19 protein-coding genes and 2 tRNA genes are annotated in these 22,124 nt (G+C 69.3%); 8 read left to right on the top strand and 13 right to left on the bottom strand.

Annotation, left to right across the window (positions count from 1 at the left end; translation table 11 throughout):
- Window positions 1–40 precede the first annotated feature (40 nt).
- Entirely contained in the window at window positions 41–1,201 is a 1,161-nt protein-coding gene (locus tag ACFVM3_RS29830) for a hypothetical protein (RefSeq protein WP_378443268.1), read from the top strand.
- 70 nt (window positions 1,202–1,271) lie between these two features.
- Here the strand turns inward: ACFVM3_RS29830 and ACFVM3_RS29835 are convergent.
- The 8 genes from ACFVM3_RS29835 to ACFVM3_RS29870 form a co-directional block, all read right to left on the bottom strand.
- A tRNA-Arg gene (locus tag ACFVM3_RS29835) sits at window positions 1,272–1,345 on the bottom strand.
- A gap of 42 nt (window positions 1,346–1,387) precedes the next feature.
- Window positions 1,388–1,477: transfer RNA gene (locus ACFVM3_RS29840), tRNA-Ser, on the bottom strand.
- Between the two features lie 65 nt (window positions 1,478–1,542).
- A complete protein-coding gene (locus ACFVM3_RS29845; RefSeq protein ID WP_378443269.1) occupies window positions 1,543–3,189 on the bottom strand; it encodes a phosphatidylglycerol lysyltransferase domain-containing protein in 1,647 nt (548 codons plus the stop codon).
- A 33-nt stretch (window positions 3,190–3,222) separates the two neighbouring features.
- Window positions 3,223–5,199, bottom strand: a complete 1,977-nt coding sequence (locus ACFVM3_RS29850; protein WP_378443270.1) for an acetoacetate--CoA ligase — start codon at window positions 5,197–5,199, stop codon at window positions 3,223–3,225.
- 19 nt (window positions 5,200–5,218) lie between these two features.
- Window positions 5,219–5,980, bottom strand: a complete 762-nt coding sequence (locus ACFVM3_RS29855; protein ID WP_378443271.1) for an ESX secretion-associated protein EspG — start codon at window positions 5,978–5,980, stop codon at window positions 5,219–5,221.
- A complete protein-coding gene (locus ACFVM3_RS29860; RefSeq protein ID WP_378443272.1) occupies window positions 5,980–7,116 on the bottom strand; it encodes a PPE domain-containing protein in 1,137 nt (378 codons plus the stop codon). Before ACFVM3_RS29860 ends, ACFVM3_RS29855 begins: the two co-directional genes overlap by 1 nt.
- On the bottom strand, window positions 7,116–7,595 hold the full coding sequence (locus tag ACFVM3_RS29865) for a hypothetical protein (protein WP_378443273.1): 480 nt from the start codon (window positions 7,593–7,595) through the stop codon (window positions 7,116–7,118). The genes ACFVM3_RS29860 and ACFVM3_RS29865 overlap by 1 nt, the downstream gene beginning before the upstream one ends.
- 47 nt (window positions 7,596–7,642) lie before the next feature.
- Window positions 7,643–8,275, bottom strand: coding sequence for a dienelactone hydrolase family protein (locus tag ACFVM3_RS29870; RefSeq protein ID WP_378443274.1), 633 nt, complete (start codon window positions 8,273–8,275; stop codon window positions 7,643–7,645).
- Window positions 8,276–8,372: 97 nt separating this feature from the next.
- Here ACFVM3_RS29870 and hisC point away from each other — a divergent pair, with 97 nt between their 5' ends.
- On the top strand, window positions 8,373–9,428 hold the full coding sequence (gene hisC / locus ACFVM3_RS29875; protein ID WP_378443275.1) for a histidinol-phosphate transaminase: 1,056 nt from the start codon (window positions 8,373–8,375) through the stop codon (window positions 9,426–9,428).
- Between the two features lie 64 nt (window positions 9,429–9,492).
- Here the strand turns inward: hisC and ACFVM3_RS29880 are convergent, their stop codons facing one another.
- Both ACFVM3_RS29880 and ACFVM3_RS29885 read right to left on the bottom strand, forming a co-directional pair.
- Window positions 9,493–10,254: a sulfite exporter TauE/SafE family protein gene (locus ACFVM3_RS29880; RefSeq protein ID WP_378443276.1), complete on the bottom strand. Its 762-nt coding sequence runs from the start codon at window positions 10,252–10,254 to the stop codon at window positions 9,493–9,495.
- A 287-nt stretch (window positions 10,255–10,541) separates the two neighbouring features.
- Window positions 10,542–11,168 carry a GNAT family N-acetyltransferase gene (locus ACFVM3_RS29885; protein ID WP_378443285.1) on the bottom strand — a complete coding sequence of 209 codons (627 nt, stop codon included), beginning with the start codon at window positions 11,166–11,168 and terminating at the stop codon, window positions 10,542–10,544.
- A gap of 74 nt (window positions 11,169–11,242) precedes the next feature.
- Between ACFVM3_RS29885 and ACFVM3_RS29890 the strand changes: the two genes are divergently transcribed.
- Both ACFVM3_RS29890 and ACFVM3_RS29895 read left to right on the top strand, forming a co-directional pair.
- Entirely contained in the window at window positions 11,243–11,935 is a 693-nt protein-coding gene (locus ACFVM3_RS29890) for a FadR/GntR family transcriptional regulator (protein WP_378443277.1), read from the top strand.
- A 77-nt stretch (window positions 11,936–12,012) separates the two neighbouring features.
- Window positions 12,013–12,828 carry a class I SAM-dependent methyltransferase gene (locus ACFVM3_RS29895; protein ID WP_378443278.1) on the top strand — a complete coding sequence of 272 codons (816 nt, stop codon included), beginning with the start codon at window positions 12,013–12,015 and terminating at the stop codon, window positions 12,826–12,828.
- A gap of 264 nt (window positions 12,829–13,092) precedes the next feature.
- Here the strand turns inward: ACFVM3_RS29895 and ACFVM3_RS29900 are convergent, their stop codons facing one another.
- A complete protein-coding gene (locus ACFVM3_RS29900) occupies window positions 13,093–13,593 on the bottom strand; it encodes an FBP domain-containing protein (protein WP_378443279.1) in 501 nt (166 codons plus the stop codon).
- An 84-nt stretch (window positions 13,594–13,677) separates the two neighbouring features.
- Between ACFVM3_RS29900 and ACFVM3_RS29905 the strand changes: the two genes are divergently transcribed.
- Window positions 13,678–15,162, top strand: a complete 1,485-nt coding sequence (locus ACFVM3_RS29905) for an adenylate/guanylate cyclase domain-containing protein (RefSeq protein WP_378443286.1) — start codon at window positions 13,678–13,680, stop codon at window positions 15,160–15,162.
- Here the strand turns inward: ACFVM3_RS29905 and ACFVM3_RS29910 are convergent.
- Window positions 15,149–16,147, bottom strand: a complete 999-nt coding sequence (locus tag ACFVM3_RS29910) for a beta-ketoacyl-ACP synthase III (protein WP_378443280.1) — start codon at window positions 16,145–16,147, stop codon at window positions 15,149–15,151. The two genes, ACFVM3_RS29905 and ACFVM3_RS29910, sit on opposite strands and share 14 nt — an antisense overlap.
- Window positions 16,148–16,372: 225 nt before the next feature.
- Between ACFVM3_RS29910 and ACFVM3_RS29915 the strand changes: the two genes are divergently transcribed.
- Window positions 16,373–16,846: an Lrp/AsnC family transcriptional regulator gene (locus ACFVM3_RS29915; protein WP_378443281.1), complete on the top strand. Its 474-nt coding sequence runs from the start codon at window positions 16,373–16,375 to the stop codon at window positions 16,844–16,846.
- Between the two features lie 200 nt (window positions 16,847–17,046).
- On the top strand, window positions 17,047–17,451 hold the full coding sequence (locus tag ACFVM3_RS29920) for an SsgA family sporulation/cell division regulator (protein WP_378443282.1): 405 nt from the start codon (window positions 17,047–17,049) through the stop codon (window positions 17,449–17,451).
- Between the two features lie 101 nt (window positions 17,452–17,552).
- Here the strand turns inward: ACFVM3_RS29920 and ACFVM3_RS29925 are convergent, their stop codons facing one another.
- A complete protein-coding gene (locus ACFVM3_RS29925) occupies window positions 17,553–18,647 on the bottom strand; it encodes a S1 family peptidase (RefSeq protein WP_378443283.1) in 1,095 nt (364 codons plus the stop codon).
- 473 nt (window positions 18,648–19,120) lie between these two features.
- Between ACFVM3_RS29925 and ACFVM3_RS29930 the strand changes: the two genes are divergently transcribed.
- Window positions 19,121–22,048: a LuxR C-terminal-related transcriptional regulator gene (locus ACFVM3_RS29930; RefSeq protein ID WP_378443287.1), complete on the top strand. Its 2,928-nt coding sequence runs from the start codon at window positions 19,121–19,123 to the stop codon at window positions 22,046–22,048.
- Window positions 22,049–22,124: the final 76 nt, after the last annotated feature.

Consider the following 22,124-nt stretch of genomic DNA (forward strand, 5'->3'; position numbering starts at 1 on the left):
ACATTCGGACGTACGTTCGAATGGGGGTATCAAGGTGTCCTTGAAGGAGCTCACGAGTCGCGACGCGGTACTCAAGGCGGCACAGCAATGTGATGTCATCGACCTCGGGGCACCCGAGGCCGGGCCCTCCCGCGCGCTGGCCCTCGAACTCGACGGCAAGTACTACCACGCCCAGAAAGTTCTCAGTCTCGCCTACAACGTTCAGCACCCAGGCCGCGACAATCTCTCTGCCGCTGACCTCACTGAAAAAGCCACAGCACACAGCCTAAGCCGGCTTGGCTTTGCAAGTGCCACAACTGCCCAGTTGTGGCCGCCGCGTCTTGGCGCGGAGTACCCCAACCGAACCGCCATCCGGAAGATCTTCGGCGGTAACGGGGTTGCTGGGATCACCAGCTTTTCCGGCGACAGCGTCACCAACATCTTCTCGGATGAGGAGGGGCCATACGCCGATGAACCACCAGACGCGATAAACCCCTTCGAGTATCGCGGCGAGGGACGCAACGGCAACCAGAAGCTGACACGTGGGAACAAGGCACTCGATACCGCTCGTAGAAATCTTGAGGCGGTGCGGTACTGGTACCGCCCGGCAGGTGGCACCTTCAAGTTCACTACGTGGGTAGCAATCCTTAGCCGGACGCAAGTGTGGTCACCCGACAACAGCAAAGAACTCCGTCTCGAGTACGCGTTCCAAGTGATGGCGGTCCCCGGCCCCGAGCTAGACACTTGGCCGACTCGTGTTCGCAGGCTCATCGACGACGAAGACATCAAAGACGTACCTCTGCCGCAGCTCCCAGATAAGGACGCTACAAACAACCAGCGCAGGAAGACGTATCAGGAGTACCTTCGCCTTATCGACCGGTCGTCGAAGACTGGACAAGCTGGACGTAAGCCGGCCAAGGGGACCCGCAATCTCTATCCCCGCAGCCGCGCGGTGCGCGATGCGGTGCTCGTCCGCGCACACGGCAACTGCGAGAACGACAAGTGCACAGGCATGCCCTTCGACACCGCACCTGGTGGCGAGTCGATCCTTGAGGTGGACCACGTAGACGATCTCGCACTCAACGGGCTTGACCACCCGTCAGTCATGATCGCGCTCTGCCCTAACTGCCACGCAGCGAAAACTCGGGGGGCAAACCGAGCCGCTATCAAGCGCCGCTTTCGCGTCAGGGCTGCCGAACTGCATCACAAGGCCGACCAGTAACACTCCACCCAGGACAGACAAAAAGGCCCTCCCGCGAACGGGAGGGCCTTAGTGCTGTCTCAACCAGACGTGCGCCCGAAGGGATTCGAACCCCTGACCTTCTGATCCGTAGTCAGATGCTCTATCCAGCTGAGCTACGGGCGCTTGTTCAGTTATCAATCTAGCACCTGCCGGAACAGGTACCAGCGGAGGCTCCGGGATTTGAACCCGGGAGGGGGGGTTACCCCCAACCGCATTAGCAGTGCGGCGCCATAGACCAGACTAGGCGAAGCCTCCCAGGCCCAACGACCACTGCTCAAATAGGTTACACACCCCGCGGACCCCCTTGGAAGGCACCCCCCTTAGACGCGTTGCAGGGCTCTGAGCAGGGCATATGGACGCCCGCCGAGTCCTTCGGCTTCGAAGACGGCGACGCCGACTCGGGGGAGGTCCCGGGCCGCGGGGTAGGCCAGGTAGCGCGGGACCCAGCGCGGCTGGAACTTCGCGTTGAAGCGGTAGAGGGTCTCGATCTGGATCCAGCGTGAGAAGAATCGCAGTGCCCGCGCGGACAGGCGGGCGACGGGGCCGGCGCCGATGCGCTGCCCTTGTTCCAGGACGGCCCGGAAGGCGGCGAAGTTCAGTGAGACGTGCTGGGCCGGGGTCGTCAGGAGGAGTTCGGAGATCATCAGTTCGTTGACGCCGTTGTCGGCGGTCCGGTCGCGGCGCATGACGTCCAGGGAGAGGTCCTTCTCGCCCCACGGAACGAACTGGAGGACTCCGCGCACCCGTCCGTCGTGTTCGGCGGTCACCAGGATCGTGCCGGGGTCGCCGATGCGGCCGAGCGCCATCGAGAAGCCACGTTCCGTATCGGTGCCGCGCCAGGTGGCGGCGAGGGTGCGGAGTTCGTCGAGCTCCCCCGGCGATAGCTCTTCGGCTTTCCGGATGCGCGCGGTGTAGCCGGCGCGCTTCGTGCGCGAGACGGCTTGACGGACTCCGCGCATGACGCGGCCTTCGAGGGTGAAGGTCTCGGTGTCGACGACGGCCTCGTCACCGATCTCCAGCACCTCGAGTCCGAAGCGCGCCCAGACGGTCGCGCCCAGTTCCGAGCAGCCCATGGCCGCCGGGGTCCAGGCATACCTGCGGCAGACGTCCAGGTACTCCTCGATCGCGCCGGGCCACGCTTCCGGGTCACCGAGGGGGTCCGCCGAGCACAGCGCGACGCCGGCGATCACCCGATAGGTCACCGCGGCCTTCCCCGACTTCGAGAAGACCACGAACTTGTCCCGGCGCAGGGCGAAGTACCCCAGCGAGTCCCGCTCCCCCAGCAGCCTGCGGAGCCGCTCGACCTCGTCGTCGGTCAGCTCCGGCGCGGGTTCGGCCGAGCGAAGCAGGAAGTACGCCGCCAGCAGCACGGCGCCGATCCCGAACAGCAGGCCGACGGCGGCCGACAGGTCTTCCAGCCATAGCGCGGGGAACACGACCGGACCGCTCACGCCGATCAAGGCCAGCGTCGACTGCGCCAGGCGGTCGCCGGAATCCGCGACGACCGGTGCGACCGACAGCAGCACGAAGTTGATCGCGACCCCGGCCACCGTCAGCTGCAGGAAGACCCGGACCGCGCGCCACCGGCCGGTGACCGGATCGGGCAGCGCGATGAAGTGGCGCCGCGTCGCGACCAGGGCGATCAGCAGCGCGAGCGACACGAGCCCCGCGCCGAGGGCGTGCCGCAACCCGAGGTGCGACACGGTCAGCAGCGCGGCGGTGGCGACCGCCAGCTGCCAGGCCCGCCGCTTGCGCCGTTTGAGGCCGGTGGCGAGCAGCATCAGCAGCACACCGGTCACCAGCACGACCGTCGCCGCGCCGACCGTGGCCTCGTGCGGCAGTTCCAGCCATTCGGCGACGCGTCCGCGCAGGGTGCGCCCGGCCGGGACCAGCACCGAGACCAGGGCCAGCAGCCCGGCCAGCCGCGTCACCCAGGTGATCACCGCCACCGAGGTGGCCCCAGCCACCCGCCAAGCGCCCGCCAAGTCCCGTCCCTACGTTCAGCTCCTCGCCAGCTCCACGAACGGTACAAGGGCGTCGGGGTTCAGCAGGGCGTCCCGGCTGACGGCGCGGTCGGGGGAAACACCCGAAAGGATCTTCTTGACCGGAACCTCGCATTTCTTGCCGTTGAGCGTCCGGGGCACCTCGCTCACCTGGACGAACCGGTCGGGCACGTGCCGCGGCGACAGGGCACCGCGCAGTTCCTTGCGCAGGGCGGGCTCGACCTCGTCGAGCGACGCGCCCTCGGTCAGCACGAGGAAGCACAGCAGCTGCCCGTCCTCGTTGCCCGCCGCCGACGTGTCGATCACCAGCGAGTCCGCGACCTGGTCGAACGACTCCACGACGCGGTAGAACTCGGCCGTGCCCATCCGGACGCCGCCGCGGTTCAGCGTCGAATCGCTGCGCCCGTAGATGACGGCGGAGCCGCGTCCGGTGATCCGGATCCAGTCGCCGTGCCGCCAGATCCCGGGGTACATCTCGAAGTACGCCTCGCGCAGCCGCGACCCGTCCGGGTCGTTCCAGAAGAACACCGGCATCGACGGCATCGGCTCGGTGATCACCAGTTCGCCGACCGTCTCCACCACCGGCTTCCCTGCCTCGTCGAACGCGGCGACGGCGGCGCCGAGCGCGCGGACCGAGAGTTCGCCCAGCCAGACCGGGACGTCCGGGGCGGACGCGACGAACGCCGCGCACAGATCCGTGCCGCCGGACACCGAGCAGATCTGGACGCGTTTTCCGACCTCGTCGACGATCCACCGGAAGCCCTCGACGCTCAGCGGCGCGCCGGTGGAACCCAAGGCGCGCAACGCGGTGAGGTCGTACCGCTCGGCCGGTTTGATACCGGCCTTCAGACAGCTCTGGATATACGGCGCCGATGTCCCGAAATAGGTGACGCGGTGCTGCTCGGCCAAGTGCCACAACACGTTCAGGTCCGGATGTCCCGGGCTGCCGTCGAACAGCACGATCGTGGTGCCGGTCAGCAGGCCGGAGATGAGGAAGTTCCACATCATCCAGCCGGTGGTGGTGAACCAGAAGAACCGATCGCCGGGCCCGAGATCGCTTTGCAGCGCAAGGGCTTTGAGGTGTTCGAGGGTGATCCCGCCGTGTCCGTGGACGATCCCCTTCGGCAGGCCGGTGGTCCCCGAGGAGTACAGCACCCACAGCGGGTGGCCGAAGTCGACGGGCTCGAACGCCAGCTCCGCGCCGTCGTTGTCGGCGAGCAGCGTGTCCCAGTCGAGCGTGCCGTCGAGGCGGCCACCGGCGTAGTCGACGAGCACGGTGGCTTCGAGTGTGGAGATCTCGTCCCGCAGGGCGTTCACCGTCGACCGGCTGTCGAACCACCGTCCATTGTAGACGTAGCCGTTGACGGCGATCAGCACCTTCGGCTCGATCTGCGCGAAGCGGTCGGTGATCGCGCGGACGCCGAAGTCCGGCGAGCACGACGACCAGATCGCGCCGAGGCTCGCGGTGGCGAGGAAGGCGATCAGCGTCTGCGGGCAGTTCGGCGCCAGCGCGACGACCCGGTCCCCTTTGGACACTCCCAGCTTGCGCAGCCCCTCCCGCGCCGAGGCGACGGCGGACCGCAGAGCGCCGTACGTCAGCTGCGACGAGAGGCCGTCTTCGCGATGGAAGATCACGGCGACCTCGTCGTCGGCCTTCGCGGCGCCCGCGACACCGGGCATGAGCGAGTGCTCGGCGTAGTTCAGCGTGCCGCCTTCGAACCAGCGCGCGTCCGGCATCCCGCCGGTGAGCACCTCGCCGGGCTCGTCGTGCCAGCGCACGCCGAGGAAGTCGGCGACGGCGGACCAGAACTCCGGCACGCGCTGGACGGAGAACTCCCACAACGCGTTGTAGTCGTCGACTTCCACGCCGCGTTCGGTGCGCAGCCACTGGCGGAACGCGTCGATCTTGGTGTCGGACAGGCGGCTCGGCTCAGGGCGCCAGAGCACTTCTGGGGCGTCGGCGGTGTGCGTCACCCCGCGATGTTAACCCTCGTTAACCGCTCTGGCGAGCCCCCGTGAACAGCTCGTACGCCATCGACTTCAGCCGCGACGCGTCGAGCGGGGTGACGGTCAGCCAGCCTCGATCGCGGCGAAGCCCGTAGCGGCCGTCGGGGGTGTCCACCCAGGTCAACGTGCCTTCGCCGCGCACCCAGCGGCCCTCCCACGACTTCCTGGCCGCCCCGAGCCGTCCGCCGCCGATCCGCCGCGTCGCGATCCGGACCAGCACGATGACCTCGGGTTCCCGCAGGCCGGCGTCGCGCAGGACGTCGGAGAACGCCGGCTGCCCGCCGCGCTCCCCCGCCTCGCACGCGGCCGTGTAGTCGTCGACACGCAGGTTGACCGAGAGGCCCCGACCCTGCTCGCACGGCGGCAGCGCCTGCAGCAGGGTCGCGGCGACGAGCGGCTCCCGCAGCGCGGACAGCTCGACGTCGGTACCCGAAACGCCGATCGCGACCGCGCCGCGGTCGGACACGCAGCCGACGGCCCGGTACGCCGGTTCGCCGTCGAGCCGCAGGTCCAGCGTGAGTTCGCTGTTCGCGACGGTGTGCAGCAGGCGCACCAGCTCGGGCGCGGGCGACTCGACCGTGCCGAGGCCGCGTTCGGACAGCGTCGCGCTCGCCGTGGCCACCAGTTCCGCCCGGAACTCGGGTGTCCGCCCGACGTGCGGGACCTCCAGTACCGCGGGCAGCTCGTCGCGTCCGTGCGCCGACCAGAGCAGGAAGAGTTCGCCGACGTGCAGCCGGATCCAGTCCATCAGCGGTCGGTCCTCGGATCTTCGCCGATGACCGGCGGGGTCACGTGCCCGCTGAGCCCCCAGACGTCGGAATCCTCGACGAGATAGCCCGGGGACTTGCGGCCTTCGCCGCCCTGCTGCCCTGGCGGCGGCATCATGCCCATCGGCATCCCGCCGACGCCGCCGATCCCCGCGGCAGCGGCCCTGGTCCCGGCGATCTGACCGGGCTGCTGCCCCGACGGACCGAACCCGCCGACACCGGATCGGTTGCCCTGCCCGAGCTGCTCCTGGGTCCCACCGGAGGTGCCGGGTGGCGGTGGCACGGAGACCCCGCTGCTCGCGCCGGGCTGACGCGGCGCCTCGACGACCGGCTCCCGCACCTGGATCGGACCGGCGTCGTCGGCGCCGCTGCTGCGCGTGGAATCGTCCGGCGGCGCCTCCGGTTTCGGGTCGGGTTCGGGATCCGGCTTCGGTTCTTCGGGCTTCTCGAGAATCTTCGGCTGTTCGCCGTACGAGACGAACTGAGGGACGTTCTCGTAGACCTCGCCGGAGCTCCGCTGCATCCGTGTCATCACGTCGGCGGCCTGACGGTGCAGGTCCTGCGCGTTCTCGTCGGTGGGTTCGGCGACGATCCGCCCGGCTTCGGCGAAACCGCCTCCCGACGGCGGCGAAGCGGACATGGCCTGCGTCGAATCCGAATCCGCGACCGGAATCGGACGAGGTGTCGGCCGCTCCGGCAGCTTCGGGCGCGGGGAATATCCCGGCGGCTCGGGCATGGTGCGCCGCGCGGTTTCGGCGATATCCGCCTGGCGGCGCACGCAGTTCGCGACGTTGTCCGCCCGCAGGCTCGTCTCACTCGCCCAGTCGACGAGCTTGATCGCGACGTCACGCGCCCGCTCGGCGCCCTCGCCCGTCCAGCCGTCGGCGGTCGCGACGATGGCCGCCCTCAGCTCGGAACCGATCCGGTCGAGGACCACCCCGATGGTCGCCCACTGCCCGGCCGCGGCTTCCGCGCTCGCGAGGTCCAGCTCGTTGTGGACCATCTCGTAGAGCTCACGGTGCGGGATGGTCATGTAGTCGATGTCGGCGTAGAGACTGTCGGGGCCGGGCTCCGGATCGGGCTCGCGCGGCGGCCACGGCATCGGCAGGATCCGCATCAGCGCTCTTCCTTCCGCTCGTGGTCGACGACGTCCTCCATGTCGAACCGGCGGGCGATCCGCTCGATGCGTTCCTGCCCCTCCTCGTCCGCGGCGACGTACAACTTCCGCGCCGCCTTCACGGTGAGCTGGAAGTCTTCGAGGACACCGGCGAAGTCCTTGAGGACGGGCACGGCGGCTTCGGTCCCCTTGGTCGCGGCGCCCTGGAAACGCTCGCTCATCGTGTGCCCGACGAAGTTGTCTCCCAGTTTCAAGGGTGCTTTGAACTCCGTCGAACCCTTGATCAGGGCGTCGAGCTCCTGACGTGCCTTCAGCAGCGCGTCGATGAGCTTCTTGGCGGCGTCCTCGGTGACCTTGACGGTCCCCTTCTTGGCATCGGTCTTGGCCGCCCGGACCTTGCTCGCCAGCGGCACCAAGGCGGGCGCCGAAGCGCCGAACGCGGCTTGTGCCGTCACGCGCGTCTCGGGTGTCTGTGCCATCGGACCCTCCCCTGTCACATCTCAGGGGAATGCTAGCGCGAACGGAGTCATCGCAGGTGGGCGTCGAACCAATTCAGCGTGCGCTGCCAGGCCTCCGCGGCCGCGTCCGGGTCGGCGTCGAAACGGTGGTTGGCGCCCGGGTAGTGGACGACGTTCGTCGCGACGTTCGCCGTCGCCGCCGCGTCGCGAAGCTGCTCGACTTCGGCGCCTCCGGCCTCGTCGCCCGCGTCGCCGTACATGCCGAGCCAGGGGCTGGTGAGCCGTCCCGCGATCTCGATCAGGACCGGCAGCCCGGTGACGCCCTGCCCGCCCACGCTCACCGCCGCGCCCAGCCTGCGGTTCGACGCCACGACCAGCGCGGCGGTCCCGCCGAGGTCGAAACCGACCACACCGACGAGATCCGCCTGGACACCGCGCTCGGCGAGCCAGGAGAGCGTCGCGTCGGTGGCTTCGAGCAGGTCCTGCTGCGTGAGATCGTCCCGGTCGAGATGCGGGGTGACGGTGAGCCAGCCTTCGCCGGCGAGCCCGGCCAGGAGCAGGCCCAGACCCTCTTCGACCTCCTCGGCCTCCTCGTGCAGCACCACGAGCCCGCCGCGGACGACACCATCCGGTTCGGCGAAGGTCAGGCGCAGCGTGTGGCCGTCGGCGTGCTGGTGTTCCACGGTGGTCGTCAGGGTCATTCCTCCATCAGACCACTCTTAGGTAAATATTCGGAGCTTGCGCTCGCGCGGGAGGATACGGTGTCGGAGCCGTCCCCCAGACGTAGGAGCGCCGAAGATGTCACCTGTTTCGCCGCGTGCGGATCTCGAATCGTTGCCGAAGTACGTCCCTGGCCGGACAATCCAGGGCGCGATCAAGCTGGCGAGTAACGAGGTTCCCGGTGGGCCGCTGCCGAGTGTGGCGCAGGCCATAGCCGAGACGGCGCAGGGCATCAACCGGTACCCGGACATCACCGCTTCCGCACTCGTCGAGCGGCTGGCCCGCGAGCTGAACGAGCCGGTCGAGCGGATCGCCGTCGGCTGCGGTTCGGTTTCCCTTTGCCAGCAAATGATCCAGGCCCTGTGCGGCCCTGGCGACGAGGTCGTCTTCCCGTGGCGTTCGTTCGAGGCGTACCCGATCGTCACGCAGGTGGCGAACGCCGTCAGCGTGAAGGTGCCGCTGACAGGTGGACATGGGTTGGACCTGGACGCGATGCTGGCCGCCATCACGCCGAAGACGCGGCTGGTCTTCGTGTGCAACCCCAACAACCCGACCGGGACGGTCGTGCGGCGAGCGGAACTGGAGCGCTTCCTCGACGCCGTGCCCGCAGGTGTGCTCGTCGTGCTCGACGAGGCGTACAAGGAGTTCGTGACCGACGCCGAGGTGCCGGACGGCGTCGAACTCGCGCGCGGCAGGGACAACGTCGCGGTACTGCGGACTTTCTCGAAGGCGTACGGCCTCGCCGGTCTTCGCGTGGGTTACGCGGTGGCCCCGGAAGCGATCACCGTCGCGCTGAAGCAGGTCTACGTCGCGTTCTCGGTGAACATGATCGCCCAGGCGGCGGCCATCGCCTCGCTCGACGCGGCCGATGAGCTGCTGGAACGCTGCAAGGAGATCGTCTCGGAGCGCACGCGTGTCCGGGATGCCTTGGTGGCCAAGGGTTACGAGGTGCCGGAGACGCAGGCGAACTTCGTCTGGCTGCCGCTGGGCGAGCGGACGACCGAGTTCGCGGAGCACGCACTGGAGCGCAAGCTGATCGTGCGTCCCTTCGCGGGCGAAGGCGCGCGAGTGACCATCGGGACGCCTGAGGAGAACGATCTCTTCCTCGAAGCGGCCGGGGATTTCCCGCGCTGAGCACGCTTTTGGCCGGCCCGCGCTTCGTCGACCCGCGTTTAGTCGGCTGAGTGCGGGCCGTTCCCTACTTGAGGAGCAGCTGCACCATCGCGGCCAGGCCGATCACGACGATGACGCCGCGCAGCACCTTCGGCGAGAGCTTGCGGCCGATCTTCGCGCCGATCTGGCCGCCGATCGTCGACCCGACCGCGAGCAGCGCGACCACGGGCCAGCTGACCGGCGCGATGAAGGCGTAGATCGCGCCGGCGACGATGTTCACGACCGCCGACAGGGCGTTCTTGACGCCGTTGAGCCGCTGCAGCGACTCCGACATCAGCATCCCCATCACGGCCATCATCATCACGCCCTGCGCGGCCGTGAAGTACCCGCCGTAGATGCCGATCAGGAAGATCAGGAACAACAGGAGCGGCCCGATCTTGTGGACCGTCCCGTTCTCCTCACGGCGTTTCGCCACCCAGGCGCCCACTCGCGGCTGGACGATCACGAGCACCACCGCGAGGCCGACCAGTGCGGGGACGACGGTCTCGAAAGCGTCCTTCGGCAGCGAGAGCAGCAGGATCGTCCCGCAGATCGCGCCGAGGAACGACGCCACGGCGAGTTTGGCGACCTGGGGCCAGTAGCCCTTGAGCTCCGCCCGGTAGCCGATCGCCCCGCTGACCGTGCCGGGGGCGAGGCCGATCGCGTTGGACGTCGTCGCCGTCAGCGGCGAGTAGCCGAGGGCGACCAGAACCGGGAAGGTCACCAGCGTGCCCGAACCGACGACCGTGTTGATGGTGCCCGCCCAGAGCCCCGCGACGAAGATCACTACCGCGTGCCACCACGTCATAAAGCGCTCACGTCCGCACCCTAAGCACCGTTACCTCCTTTCGCGCTCCGGATGTGTCTAGTCGAACATTCAACGAGCCCGTTATGTCTCGTTCGGTGCGAAGACGCAGAACTCGTTGCCCTCGGGGTCCCCGGCCGCGGCACCGAAGACGTCGATGTGCATACGGTTCTTCACGGTCTTCGCTTCGGGCACCGGGTCGATCCAGATCAGCGGGCCGCGACCGGCCGCTCGTCCCGGTGGCGGCGGACGTACCCCAGCGCGGCGCACCACCAGTCGGCGAGGGCCATTCAGTTCCCTTCCGGTAGATGAGCCGCGGTGATCTCCGCGGCGACCGTCCAGCCGAGCGTCAGGTACAACGCCCTGCCCTCCTCCGTCGCGACCAGGACCGCGCGCTCCGCCCCGGCGGCGACCGCCACCTCGTCGAGCCTGCGCATGACGAATCTGCCCAGGCCTCGCCGCTGATGCTCGGGCTCCGTCACGACCTGATCGATCACCGCTGTACCGCCCGCTATCGCGACCCGGCCGGTGGCCGCGCGTGAGCCGTCCGGCGCGCGCACCACCACGTCGGTGACCACGCCGTCGCCGACCAGCTCCGCCCGGTACGGCTCCGGCGCGGCCATCACGGGCCGCAGCGCTATCGGGGCGCTCATCAGATACTCCGGCGGGCCGACCTCCCACTCCGGCGGCACCGTCTTCGCCACCTCGTCCCGTGAGCCGCTCACCTTCAGCCAGGTTCCGGGCTCGGTCAGCGCACGCGCCCGGCGCGCGACCGCTCCGGCGTCCGCCAGCACATATCTCACGCGGTGCCCGGGACGCCCGACGTCGAGCCGGTAGCCGTCCGGCTCGGCGACCGGGAGCCCGACGCCGCGCGAAAGCGCCCAGCCGTGCACCCATGCCTTGATCAGCCCTGCCACCCCAGTCATCTTCGGATGATGACACCCCTCACCGACAATTCCGGGCGTTCCGCCGAACCTGCGAGGATGGCACCGTGGCGGGCGACGAGCGCGAACAGGTGTGGAGTGCGACGGTCGATCATCTGCGCACGATGATCGACTCCGGCAGGCTCCCCGCCGGGTCGAGACTGCCCGCCGAACGGGCGCTCTGCGAGCAGCTCGGCATCAGCCGCGGTTCGTTGCGGCAGGCGTTGCGGGTGCTGGATTCCATCGGTTACGTGCAGGTGCGGCCGGGGTCTGGCACGTATGTCCGAGAGAAGCTCGACGAGCGGCCCCTGCGCGGCTGGTTCTCCGAGCACGAGCAACTGGTCGAGAAGCTGTTCGACCTGCGGACCACCGTCGAGCCGACGCTGGCCGAGCGGCTCGCGCTCGACCACACGCCACGGGTGCTCGAGCGACTGGAGGGCACCGTCGACGAGATGGACCGGGCCGCGGCCGACGACGACATGCTGCGCGTGATCGCTGCCGACGCCGAATTCCACCGGGTGATCGCGGAGAACGCGGGCAACGACGACGTCACCGATCTGCTGCGTTCGGTGCTGTCGCTGGTCGGCGAGGAGCGGCGGGCGGCGTTGCGGCTTCCGGGGCAGATCAGGAAGGCCGTCGACGAGCATCGCGCGATCCTCGAGGCGATCCGCGGTTCGGACGCGGCGGCCGCGCGGGAGATCACCCTGCGGCATCTGCTCGACGCCAAGACCTACGTCCACGACTACACGGCCCGGGATTGACGCTTCCTTGATGGCGCTCGCGGGTCCGCGCGAGTAGAGTTTTCAGAAGGTTGTGAAACTTCTGACGGGGGTGTGCGGTGGAGAAGGTCCGGTTCACCGAAGAGAAGGCGACGATGCTCGCCACGCTGTACGGCCGGGCGCTCGACGCCCGCGGCGACCGGCCGATCCTCGGCGACAAGGCCGCCGACGAGGCCGTCGGGCAGATCGACTACGACTTCGCTTCGCTGGGCGTGAACGCCGACATGGGCTTGACCGTCGCGATGCGCGCCAAGCCGATGGACGACTGGGCGGCGGCGTTCCTGCGGGAGCATCCGGACGCGACCGTCGTCCAGCTCGGCTGCGGGATGGACAGCCGTGTGTACCGCGTCGACCCGCCGCCTTCGGTGCGGTGGTTCGACGTCGACTACCCGGAGGTCGTCGACCTGCGCGCCCGGATCTACCCCGCGCGGGACGGCTACCGGACCATCGGCTCGTCCGTGACCGACTTCGGCTGGCTCGACGAGATCCCGTCGGACAAACCCGGCCTGGTGATCGCGGAGGGGCTGACGATGTACCTGCGGCCGTCCGAAGGCGAGGAATTGCTGCGGCGGCTGATCGCGCATTTCCCGCAGGGCGGCGAAATGGTCTTCGACGTCTTCAGCAGGTTGGGGATCAAGCTGCAGAAGTTGAATCCCGTGGTCCGCAAGGCCAAGGCGACGCTGTACTGGGGTATCGACGAGATCTCCGAACTGGAACGGCTCGGCCTGACGCTGGTGTCGAAACTGGACTCCACGGATTACGCGACGCCCGAGGTGAAGGCGCGGATTTCGCCGTCGATGCGGGCGCAGTTGTGGTTCGCGGGGCTGTTCCCGGCGTTCAAGAAGATGGGGCGGATCCTGCGGTTCCGGTTCTGAGGCAGGGTCCGGCTCGGTTTCGGGTGGGGTTTCGGGTGTTGCGCGAGCGGACGGACATCCGCGCCCCTGCCGTGGCCGCCGATGCAGAAGAGCCACATCTTGTGCCGAGCTGCCATGGCACGAAGGGGACACGACTCGCGTGATTGAGCGCGTAACTCGCGTGCTGGGAGGCGATACGCCTCTGATCACGCGAGTTACGCTTCCCATCACGCGAGTTACGTCTCTGATCACGCGAGTTCCCCATGCCACAGCGGCCGGCGGGCGTCAGCGTGACTCCAGCACCCGCTCGACGAACCGGTGCAGCTTGTCCTCCAGCCGGAAGACACGCTCCTCCAGCGTCAGCGACTCGAACGGCTGCGGCACGTCCGACGTCAGCTCACCGCGGATGTACTGGCTGCATGCCAGATTCGCGCACGCGTAGATGCCGAGCGTGTTCCCTTCCCGCCCGGGTTTCCCGGCGCGGCGCCCGGAGAACAGCGCGATGTCCGACAGCGGATGTGTCGTGCTGCACAGGCCGCACATGTTGCTCAGCAGGACACGGCCCTTCGGCCGGGGAGCGGCGCGAAGGGACAGTCCGATGGTCTCCCCGCGGTAAGGCAGCACGAGATACGCCCGTGAGGCGGCCTTCGGATCACGCCAGCCGAGAAATTCCCTGTTCTCCCAAGGGATCTCGTCGGGCCGGGCGGGCAGCGTGACCCCCTTGGCCTCGCCTCGGGTGCAGTTCACGAAGGACGCTCTGATCTCGTCCTGGCCCAGCGGTTCCATACCCGCACGGTAACCATCGCACCGGAGAACGGGCGAACCGTTTTCCGCCGGAGGTCATACGATCACCGGGTGCGCGGGAAGACGATGTCGAGCCGGTTCCGGCTGGTGCTCCGGACCAGTCTCGGCTTCGCCGCGCTCGGCGTCGGATCCAGTGTGTGCGGTGCCGGCGTGGTCGCGTTGCTGCTGCTCCTGCAGGGCCTGCCGAGCGAGGTCGGCGATCGCGGCTGGATCCTCGGTGTCACCGCGGCGGGCATCGTCGCGCTGTCGCTGATCGTCGGCACCTTGTGGACGGCGTGGCTCCAGCGGCGCACGGCGGTCTGGTTCGTGTTCGGCCGCCCGCCGACGAAGGCCGAGGCCGAGCTGGCGCTCCGGCTCCCGGTCGACATGGGGATCGTCAGCGGGACCCTGTGGCTGATCGGCACGATCGTGCTCGGCGCGCTCGCGCGGGTGCTCGGGTCCTGGATGGACGCGCTCGGGATGGCGCTGGTGATCGGGCTCGGCGGGCTGACCACGGTCGGCCTCACCTATCTAGCCGCCGAATGGGTCGCGCGGCCGGTGATGACGATCGCGCTCAAGGTGACCCCGCCCAAGGGGTCGCTCAGGGTCACCGTGCGGACCAGGGTGGTCGTCACCTGGTCGCTGGCGAGCGGCGTGCCGTTCCTCGGGGTGCTGCTGGTCGCCGCCCCACCGGACCTCGGCCAAGGCGACCACGTCGCGAGCCTGATCATGCTCTCGGCGATCGGCCTCGGGGTCGGCGCGATCGGGACGGTCCTGCTCGCGAAGGCCGTCGCGACGCCGCTGCACCGGCTGCGGGTCGCCCTCGACGAGATCGCGCGCGGCAACAAGGAGATCGTGGTCGAGGTCGACGACTCCAGCGAGATCGGCCTGCTCCAGACGTCGGTCAACGACCTGGCCGCCGGGCTCCGCGAGCAGGAACGGATGCGGGATCTCTTCGGCAGGCACGTCGGGGACGAGGTGGCGCGGCACGCGCTCGAGTACGGCGCCTCCCTTTCGGGTGACGTGCGCGAGGTGACGGCGCTCTTCGTCGACGTCGTCGATTCGACGGCCTTGGCGAGCCGCACCCCGCCCGAAGACCTCGTGAAGACGCTCAACCGGTTCTTCACCAGCGTGGTGCACGCGGTCGGGGCACGCGGCGGGCTGGTCAACAAGTTCCAGGGTGACGCCGCGCTCTGCGTGTTCGGCGCCCCGACCCGGCTCGCGGACGCGGCCACGGCGGCGCTTTCGGCCGCGCGGGCCATCCGGGACGCCGTCCAGGAGACCGGTGAGCTCGACCTTGGCATCGGCGTCGCGAGCGGGCGGGTCTTCGCCGGTCAGCTGGGGACCAGCAGCCGGTTCGAGTACACCGTCATCGGCGACGCGGTGAACGAGGCCGCGCGCCTGACCGAGGACGCGAAATCCGCCGACGGCCGGATCCTGGCGAGCGAGACGGTGCTCAAGGCCGCGTTGGAGAGCGAGCGCGCGCACTGGAAGCCGTACGCGGAACTCGAGCTGCGCGGACGCCAGGAACCGACGTACGCCTGGGAGGCGAGCGTGCTCAGCCCGGAATGACGTCCGGCCAGCGCAGCAGCGTCGAGCCCCAGGTCAGCCCGGCCCCGAAGGCCCCCATCACGACACGGTGCCCCGGCTGGAGCGCGCCTTCCTTGGCCGCGTCGGCCAGCGCGATCGGGATCGACGCCGCGCTCGTGTTGCCCACCTTCTCGATGTTCGAATACATCACGTCCTCCGCGAGCCCGAGCTGCTTCGCGCAGGTCTGCAGGATGCGGATGTTCGCCTGGTGCCCGATGAACCGGTCGATGTCGCCGACCGCCCAGCCCGCGGAGTCCAGCACCGCGCGCGCGGATTCGGCCATGCGGGCGCAGGCGTGCCGGAAGACGGTCTGGCCCTGCATCACCAGATAGTGGTCACGGGGGTCGTCCGAACGGCGGTTCTTCGCGCCACCCGCCTCGACCCAGAGCAGTTCCGCGAGCGCGCCTTCGCTGTGCAGGTCGAACGAGCCGAGCGCGCCGAGCTCGTCCGGGTCGCCCGCGCGCAGCAGGACGGCGCCCGCGCCGTCGCCGAAGATCGGCACGGTGCCGCGGTCTTCGGGGTCGACGAGCGAGGTGAAGACGTCGGCGCCGATCACCAGCACCCGCCGCGCGATCCCGGCGGCGATCAGCCCGGCGCCGGTGGCGAGCCCGTAGACGAACCCGCTGCACACGGCGTTGACGTCGAACGCGGCGACACCGTTCAGCCCGAGCCCGGTCGCGACCTGCGGCGCGCTGGCCGGGCACAACTGGTCGGCCGTGGACGTCGCGAGCACGACGGCCTCCGCCGCGGTCTCCCCGGCCGACGCCAGCGCCCGGCGCCCCGCCTCGACCGCGAGGTCCACAGTGGACGTTCCGGGATCGACGACCCGGCGTTCGGCGATGCCGGTCCGCGAGCGGATCCACTCATCGGAGGTGTCCAGCCGCTGGGCGATCTCCTCGTTGCCCACCACGCGCGGAGGCAGCCATGAGCCGAGACCGGCGAGAACGGCGGCCTGAGATGAGGGCACCAAGGAATCCTTTCGCGGGGGAAATGAGAGGTCTGCCATTCACTTGTAAGCGCTACCATTCAGTAGACCCGTCAGTTGTGTTCCGGGTCACAATTCAAAGAATTCTCATCTTCTCCCCGGAGTGACCGGGCACACGGCCCGAGCACCCGAATGGGTGACGCACACCGCGTCGAGGCACGAGCGGAGAACAGGCGTCCCGGAGAGCAGTCCGGCTAGCCTGACCTGGTGCACACACCCGACCTCGACCGCATGGACGTCGCCATCCTCGCCTGCCTCCAGTCCGACGCCCGCACGATCGCCGAGCACATCGGCGCGAAGGTGGGCCTGTCGGCGGCCGCCGTGCAGCGGCGGATCAAGCGGCTGCGGGAGACCGGGGTGATCGAACGCGAGGTGGCGGTGCTGTCGCCGCGGGCGCTCGGGCTGTCGATGACGTTCGTGGTGATGGTCGAGATGGAACGCGAGAACCTCGCGGTCCTCGACGGGTTCCGGCGTCAGGTGCTCGCGGACGACAACGTCCAGCAGTGTTACTACGTCACCGGCAACGCGGATTTCGTGCTCGTGGTCACCTGCCGGGACATGGCGGATTTCGAGACGTTCACGCGGCGGATGTTCTTCGACAACCCGAACGTGCGGCACTTCACGACGTCGGTGGCGATGGACCGGGTCAAGACCGGACTGACCCTGCCGCTGGAGCACTGAGGATCCAAAGAGGACAGTCTCGGTCACCACGGGTGTCCGTCCGAACGCAAGGGGTCTGTGCCCGGCGTTACACCACTATGGACATATGCAGCCGATAGCGTGAACGTCGTCGCAGTCGCGTCATCCGGCGTACGTCCGGGCATCTCCTCCCCGAGACGAAAAGTTCGCGCCGCGCGAACCACGAGCACCGAGGAGTGGCCGTGCACACCGACGCAATTCACCAGAGCCAGTTCGTTCTGCTGAACAACAGCAGCACGCCCGTTCTTTCCCGCCTGTCCTTCCACGCCGGCGAACCGTTCGCGGTCACCGTGTCGTTCCGGACTGAGCGCGGCCGGTGGGTCGAGTGGACCTTCGCGCGTGAGCTGCTCGTCACCGGCCTCACCGACCCCGCCGGGCTCGGCGACGTCCGCGTCCGCCCCGACCTCTCGGAGGACGAGGCGCTGCTGACGCTCGAAATCGAGTCGCCCGACGGTTATGCGTCGTTCGAGCTCGAGCGCGAGGACGTCGAGTCGTTCCTCGAGTCCACGTACGACCTCGTCCCGCTCGGCTCCGAGAGCGAGCACTTCGACGTCGAGGCGCTGATCGAGGAGATCAGCAACGTCTGAGACTTTCCCGCGGCACGAAGACGAAGGGCGGCCCGAGTGCGCTGGAGGCACTCGGTCCGCCCTTCGTCCTGTTCACGGTCCCCCGATGACCGGGGCTGAGGTCAGCCGAGGACCAGGGAGGTCCCGGTCGCGGACAACGCCGGCCGCACCGGGAAGAAGTACGTCACCGAGCTGTTGCCGCCGGACAACATGCCCTGTGCCTGGTTGCCCGCGATGAACGAACCGCCGGAGTCGCCCGCCTGCGAGCGGACGTTGGTGGCGGTCATGCCGTAGACCGTGCCCTCGGCGTAGCGGACGGTCTGGTTCTTGGCGCCGACGGTGCCGCAGGTCCAGCCGGTGGTCGAACCCGACTTGCAGACCGACGCGCCGGTGGCGGCCTCGGTCGAACCGCTCACGCGGGTGCCGTTGTTGATGACCCCGCGCGGCACCCAGTTGCTGTTGACCCGGACGTGGCCGTAGTCGTTCCCGGGGAAGCTGGCGCGGGCGAACGAGCCCATCGCGACCCGGTTGTAGCCGGTCACCGTGCCGGGACCGCAGTGGCCGGCGGTGAGGAAGCCGCCGTTGACCGAGAAGCCGATCGAGCAGCGCGAAGAACTGTTGATGTAGTAGGCGTCCCCACCGCGGACGTCGTACTTCAGGGTCGGCACCGAAGTGGTCTCGACCACCGCGACGGCGCTCTTGTCCACCTTGACCTTCTCGAGGTACGAGTCGACGACGCCGCTCTTGCCCGGCAGGACGTTCACCGTCACGCGGTTGGTCTTGGTGTCGACACCCCAGCCGGTGATCGCGCCGTCCGCAGCGCGCTCACCGGCGTTCAGTTTGTCCACAGTGGAATCCAGCTCGGCGGCCGAGAAGCGCACGAGTTCCGCTTCCGCGCCGCTGGCGAGGACCTGCCCCAGCTTCGCCGCGTCCGTGACGCCGACGCGGAGCTTGCCGGTGGCCTCGTTGTAGCTGGCACCGCCGAAGCTGCCGGCGAGCGCCGAAGCGAGCGACTGTTCGAGCGTGCCGGCGGCGGTCTCGCTCTGAATCCTGGCGAGTGCCTGGTCGGCGGTCAGGCCGAGGTCCCGTTGCAGGGCGGGAATCATCTCGGCGTTGAGCGGAGTTTCCGAGGTCGCTGCCGCGGGGGTACCCGTGACGAGCGCGCCGGTGGCCAGTGCTGCCGTGGCGGCCACACCGAGGAGCTTCGTGATCTTCATGCTTCTCCCTCGTCATCACGCACGGCTCCGGTTCGCCATGCGATGTCCCTCCCCTGACGGGTGAGCGTTCTGGACTCGGACGAAGGCCGCAATCCGGGTCGGCGCGGGATAGGTATACCCATTCTTCGGACCCCGGATCCCCTGCTCCAGGGGCGGCCACCTAGTGCAGGCACCCGGACGGGCACGTCCGTAAGTAGGGTTTCGAAGCAAATACCTTGCGTAGTCATGGCCACCCCCTGAACGTGGGATGAATCGCTGAATCGGGTTTGTCGCCGACGTTTCGGGTGTCCGGTGATTTTCCAACCGACGATCCATCAGGCAACCGGTGACACTGCGTCCGCGAACGGCCCCGGCGGGTGCCCGGGGTGTCCGTGTTGGGTGGTTTACGACCCGGTAGGCAGTGCTTAGGCTCCGCAGGACAACGCACAAGATCGTGTCGGGCTCAGCGGGAACTCCCCACCGAGGAGCGCATGATGTGGCTTGCCACCCCTCGCCCGACCTCGGTTTCGGTCCGCGCCGGATCGACGGCGCTCGTGGGCCGCGACGTCGAGGTCTCGGCGATCGTGAAGATCCTGCTGCGCCGTCCCGCCGCCGTGCTGATCGAAGGCGAACCCGGGATGGGCCGCAGCAGGCTGCTCGAAGAGCTGGCCGGACGCCGTGAATTCGCGGCCACCCGGGTGCTCCGGGGTGCCTGCCAGCCGATGCGCGAACCGTTCCCGTTCGGACCGGTGCTCGAAGCGCTGCGTTCGGCGGGCGACCGGCCGCTCGGTCCGCTCAGCCCGGTGGCCGGAGTGCTGAGACCCTTGCTGCCCGAACTCGCGGAAATCCTTCCGTCCCAACCGGAACCACTCGCCGACCCGTGCGCTGAACGGCACCGCCAGTTCCGCGCCGTCCGCGAGCTCCTGATCGCCTGCGGGCCCGCCCTCGTCCTGATCGACGACCTCCAGTGGGCCGACGAGGGCACCCGTGACCTCATGCGGTTCCTCGCCGCGACCATGCCCCCCGAACTGGCCGTCGTCGCGGCGTACCGGACCGGCTCGCCGTCGGGACACGGAAGCGCGGGGATCCCGTTCCGCACCCCGCCGAACGTCCAGACCGCCCGCGTGACGCTGGGCCCGCTCGACGTCGAAGCCGTCGGGAAGCTGGCCGAGGAACTGCTGGACCTGCCGCGGGTGTCCGCGCCGTTCACCGCGAAGCTCCACGAAAGCACCGCCGGGATCCCGTTCGTGGTCGAGGAGACCCTGCGGGCGCTGCGCGACGCGGCCGGCCGTCTGCCGATCGGGGAAGTGCTGAGCGACCGGCTGCTGGAAAGCCTCGAAGTCCCGATCTCCCTGCGCGAGGCCATCACCGAACGGCTCGACGCGCTGCCAGAGCCCGCCGTCCGGCTTGCCCGAGCGGCGGCGGTGCTCGCCGTCCCGTCCGAGCCGTCGGTGATCGGCGAACTCGCCCGTCTCGACGGCGACGCGCTGCGCGCGGCCCTTCTGTCCACTTTGGATGGCGGTGTGCTCGGCGAACTCGGCGGTGACCGCTACGGCTTCCGGCATCCGTTGGCTCGCAAGGCCGTCTACGACACGGTGAGCGGGCCGGAGCGCACCCTGCTGCATTCGCGCGCCATCCAGGTACTCGCCGGTCAGCCGGCCCCGCCGCTCACCCTGCTGGCGAACCACTCGCGCGCGGCGGGGCGGACGGAGCAGTGGCGCCACTACGCCGAAGCCGCCGCCGACGAGGCCATCGCCCACGGTGACACGTCACGGGCCATCGACCTGCTCCAGTCCGTCCTCACCGAGGCGGGGCTCGGTGAGGACGACATCGCCCGGCTGGCCACGAAGCTCAGCCAGGTCGCGCTGCGCGGGTTCCGCCCGGACGTCATCGAGACACTGGAGCGGATTCTCGAAGACCTCACCGATCTGCGGCCGAGCGTGCGCGGGACGATCCGGCTCAGCCTCGGGATGCTGCTGGTCCGCACGATCGGGCGACTCGGCCGCGGCCGGGTCGAGGTGGAGAAGGCGATCACCGAACTGGTCGACGAGCCGGAGCTGGCCGCCCGCGGGATCAACCTGCTCGCCCAGCCGATCGACGGGCTGACGCCGTTGTCCTGGCACGAGGTCTGGATGGAGCGGGCCCGCGAGGTCTTCGGCCGGATCGAAGACCCGGAACTGCGGCTCGCCCTCCTCGGCGACCGGATCTCCACCCAGGCGCATATCGGCGACGGGTCGGCCTGGACCGAGTTCACCGAGCTGCCGGAGCAGGGGAGCGGAGTCGCCGAGCGGGTCCAGCTCGCGCGGCTGTGGTGCAACCTCGCCGACGCGCAGTCCTGGGCCGGTCATCTGTCCAGGGCGGAAAAGCTGGTCACGGAAGGCATCCGCCGCGCGACCGACGCCGGCGCGCTCTATGCCGCCGGGCTCGCGCAGGGCACTCGCGTCCGGCTCGACTGGGTGCGCGGCGACTGGTCCGGCCTCGCGGAAACCACCGAACAGCTGCGCGACGCCTATCCCGATCTGGGCCCGATCGTCATGGAGTGCTCGCTCGTCCTCGGCGGTTTGTCCGCCGTTCGCGGGGAATTCGCCGCCGCGCAACGACATCTGGCCGCGGCGAGCGTCCACGCCCCGGAACACGGGCCGATCCCCGTCGTCCTCTCGGCCGCGGGTGTCCTGATCAGGGTGCTCCTCGCGACGGACGACGTCGACGGCGCGTGCGCGGCGGCCGACAACGCCGTCGCGGCGGCCCGCCGGAAGGGTGTCTGGGTGTGGGCGGCGGCGCTGATCCCGGCCGCGGCCGAGGCCTACACGCGGGCCGGGCGCTGGTCGGAGGCGGACGCCGTGGTCGAGGAGTTCGCCCGAGGGATCGACGGCAAGGATTCGCCGGTCTCCCGGGTCGCGCTGCTCGCCGGCCAGGCGATCCTGCTCGACGCGCGCGGCAAACATCCCGCCGCGGCAACGGTTTTCGACGAGGCCGCGGCGGGCTACGAGGCGCTGCCGATGCCGTACCAGGCGATCGGCGCGCGGGAGCGGGCGGCCCTGTCCCGGCTCAACGCGGGCCGTCACACCGCGGGCGACCGCAAGGCGATCGAGGAACTCGCGGCGGCCGCGGAGGCCTACGAGCGGCTCGGCGCGACCAGGGACGCCGGCCGCTGCCGCCACCAGCTGCGGGAACACGGCGCGTGGGCCCCTTCGCAGCGCGGGCGGCGCGGCTACGGCCAGGAGCTTTCGCCCCGTGAGCTGGAGGTCGCGCGAATGCTTTCCGACGGCCGGACGAACCGGGAGATAGCGGACGGCCTGTTCCTTTCCCCACGTACGGTCGAGCAGCATGTCGCGAAGGTGCTGCGGAAACTCGGGGCGCGTTCGCGGACGGACGTGGCTCGCCGGATGACGACCTACGCGCCCGCTTCCGCCGACCGCTGACAGCGGCCCCCGAGGTGTCCTGCCTCCACGTGAGGTACATGAAGGCCCCCTTCCTTGCGCCTGGCGCAAGGAAGGG

This window comes from Amycolatopsis sp. NPDC057786 (assembly GCF_042797905.1).
Classification (GTDB): domain Bacteria; phylum Actinomycetota; class Actinomycetes; order Mycobacteriales; family Pseudonocardiaceae; genus Amycolatopsis.

Coding starts and splice junctions, on each gene's coding strand:
- ACFVM3_RS29930 (WP_378443287.1), top strand. CDS start 19,121: ATGTGGCTTGCCACCCCTCGCCCGACCTCGGTTTCGGTCCGCGCCGGA.
- ACFVM3_RS29925 (WP_378443283.1), bottom strand. CDS start 18,647: ATGAAGATCACGAAGCTCCTCGGTGTGGCCGCCACGGCAGCACTGGCC.
- ACFVM3_RS29855 (WP_378443271.1), bottom strand. CDS start 5,980: ATGGACTGGATCCGGCTGCACGTCGGCGAACTCTTCCTGCTCTGGTCG.
- ACFVM3_RS29900 (WP_378443279.1), bottom strand. CDS start 13,593: ATGGAACCGCTGGGCCAGGACGAGATCAGAGCGTCCTTCGTGAACTGC.
- ACFVM3_RS29860 (WP_378443272.1), bottom strand. CDS start 7,116: ATGCGGATCCTGCCGATGCCGTGGCCGCCGCGCGAGCCCGATCCGGAG.
- ACFVM3_RS29880 (WP_378443276.1), bottom strand. CDS start 10,254: ATGACGTGGTGGCACGCGGTAGTGATCTTCGTCGCGGGGCTCTGGGCG.
- ACFVM3_RS29865 (WP_378443273.1), bottom strand. CDS start 7,595: ATGGCACAGACACCCGAGACGCGCGTGACGGCACAAGCCGCGTTCGGC.
- ACFVM3_RS29905 (WP_378443286.1), top strand. CDS start 13,678: ATGTCGAGCCGGTTCCGGCTGGTGCTCCGGACCAGTCTCGGCTTCGCC.
- hisC (WP_378443275.1), top strand. CDS start 8,373: ATGTCACCTGTTTCGCCGCGTGCGGATCTCGAATCGTTGCCGAAGTAC.
- ACFVM3_RS29870 (WP_378443274.1), bottom strand. CDS start 8,275: ATGACCCTGACGACCACCGTGGAACACCAGCACGCCGACGGCCACACG.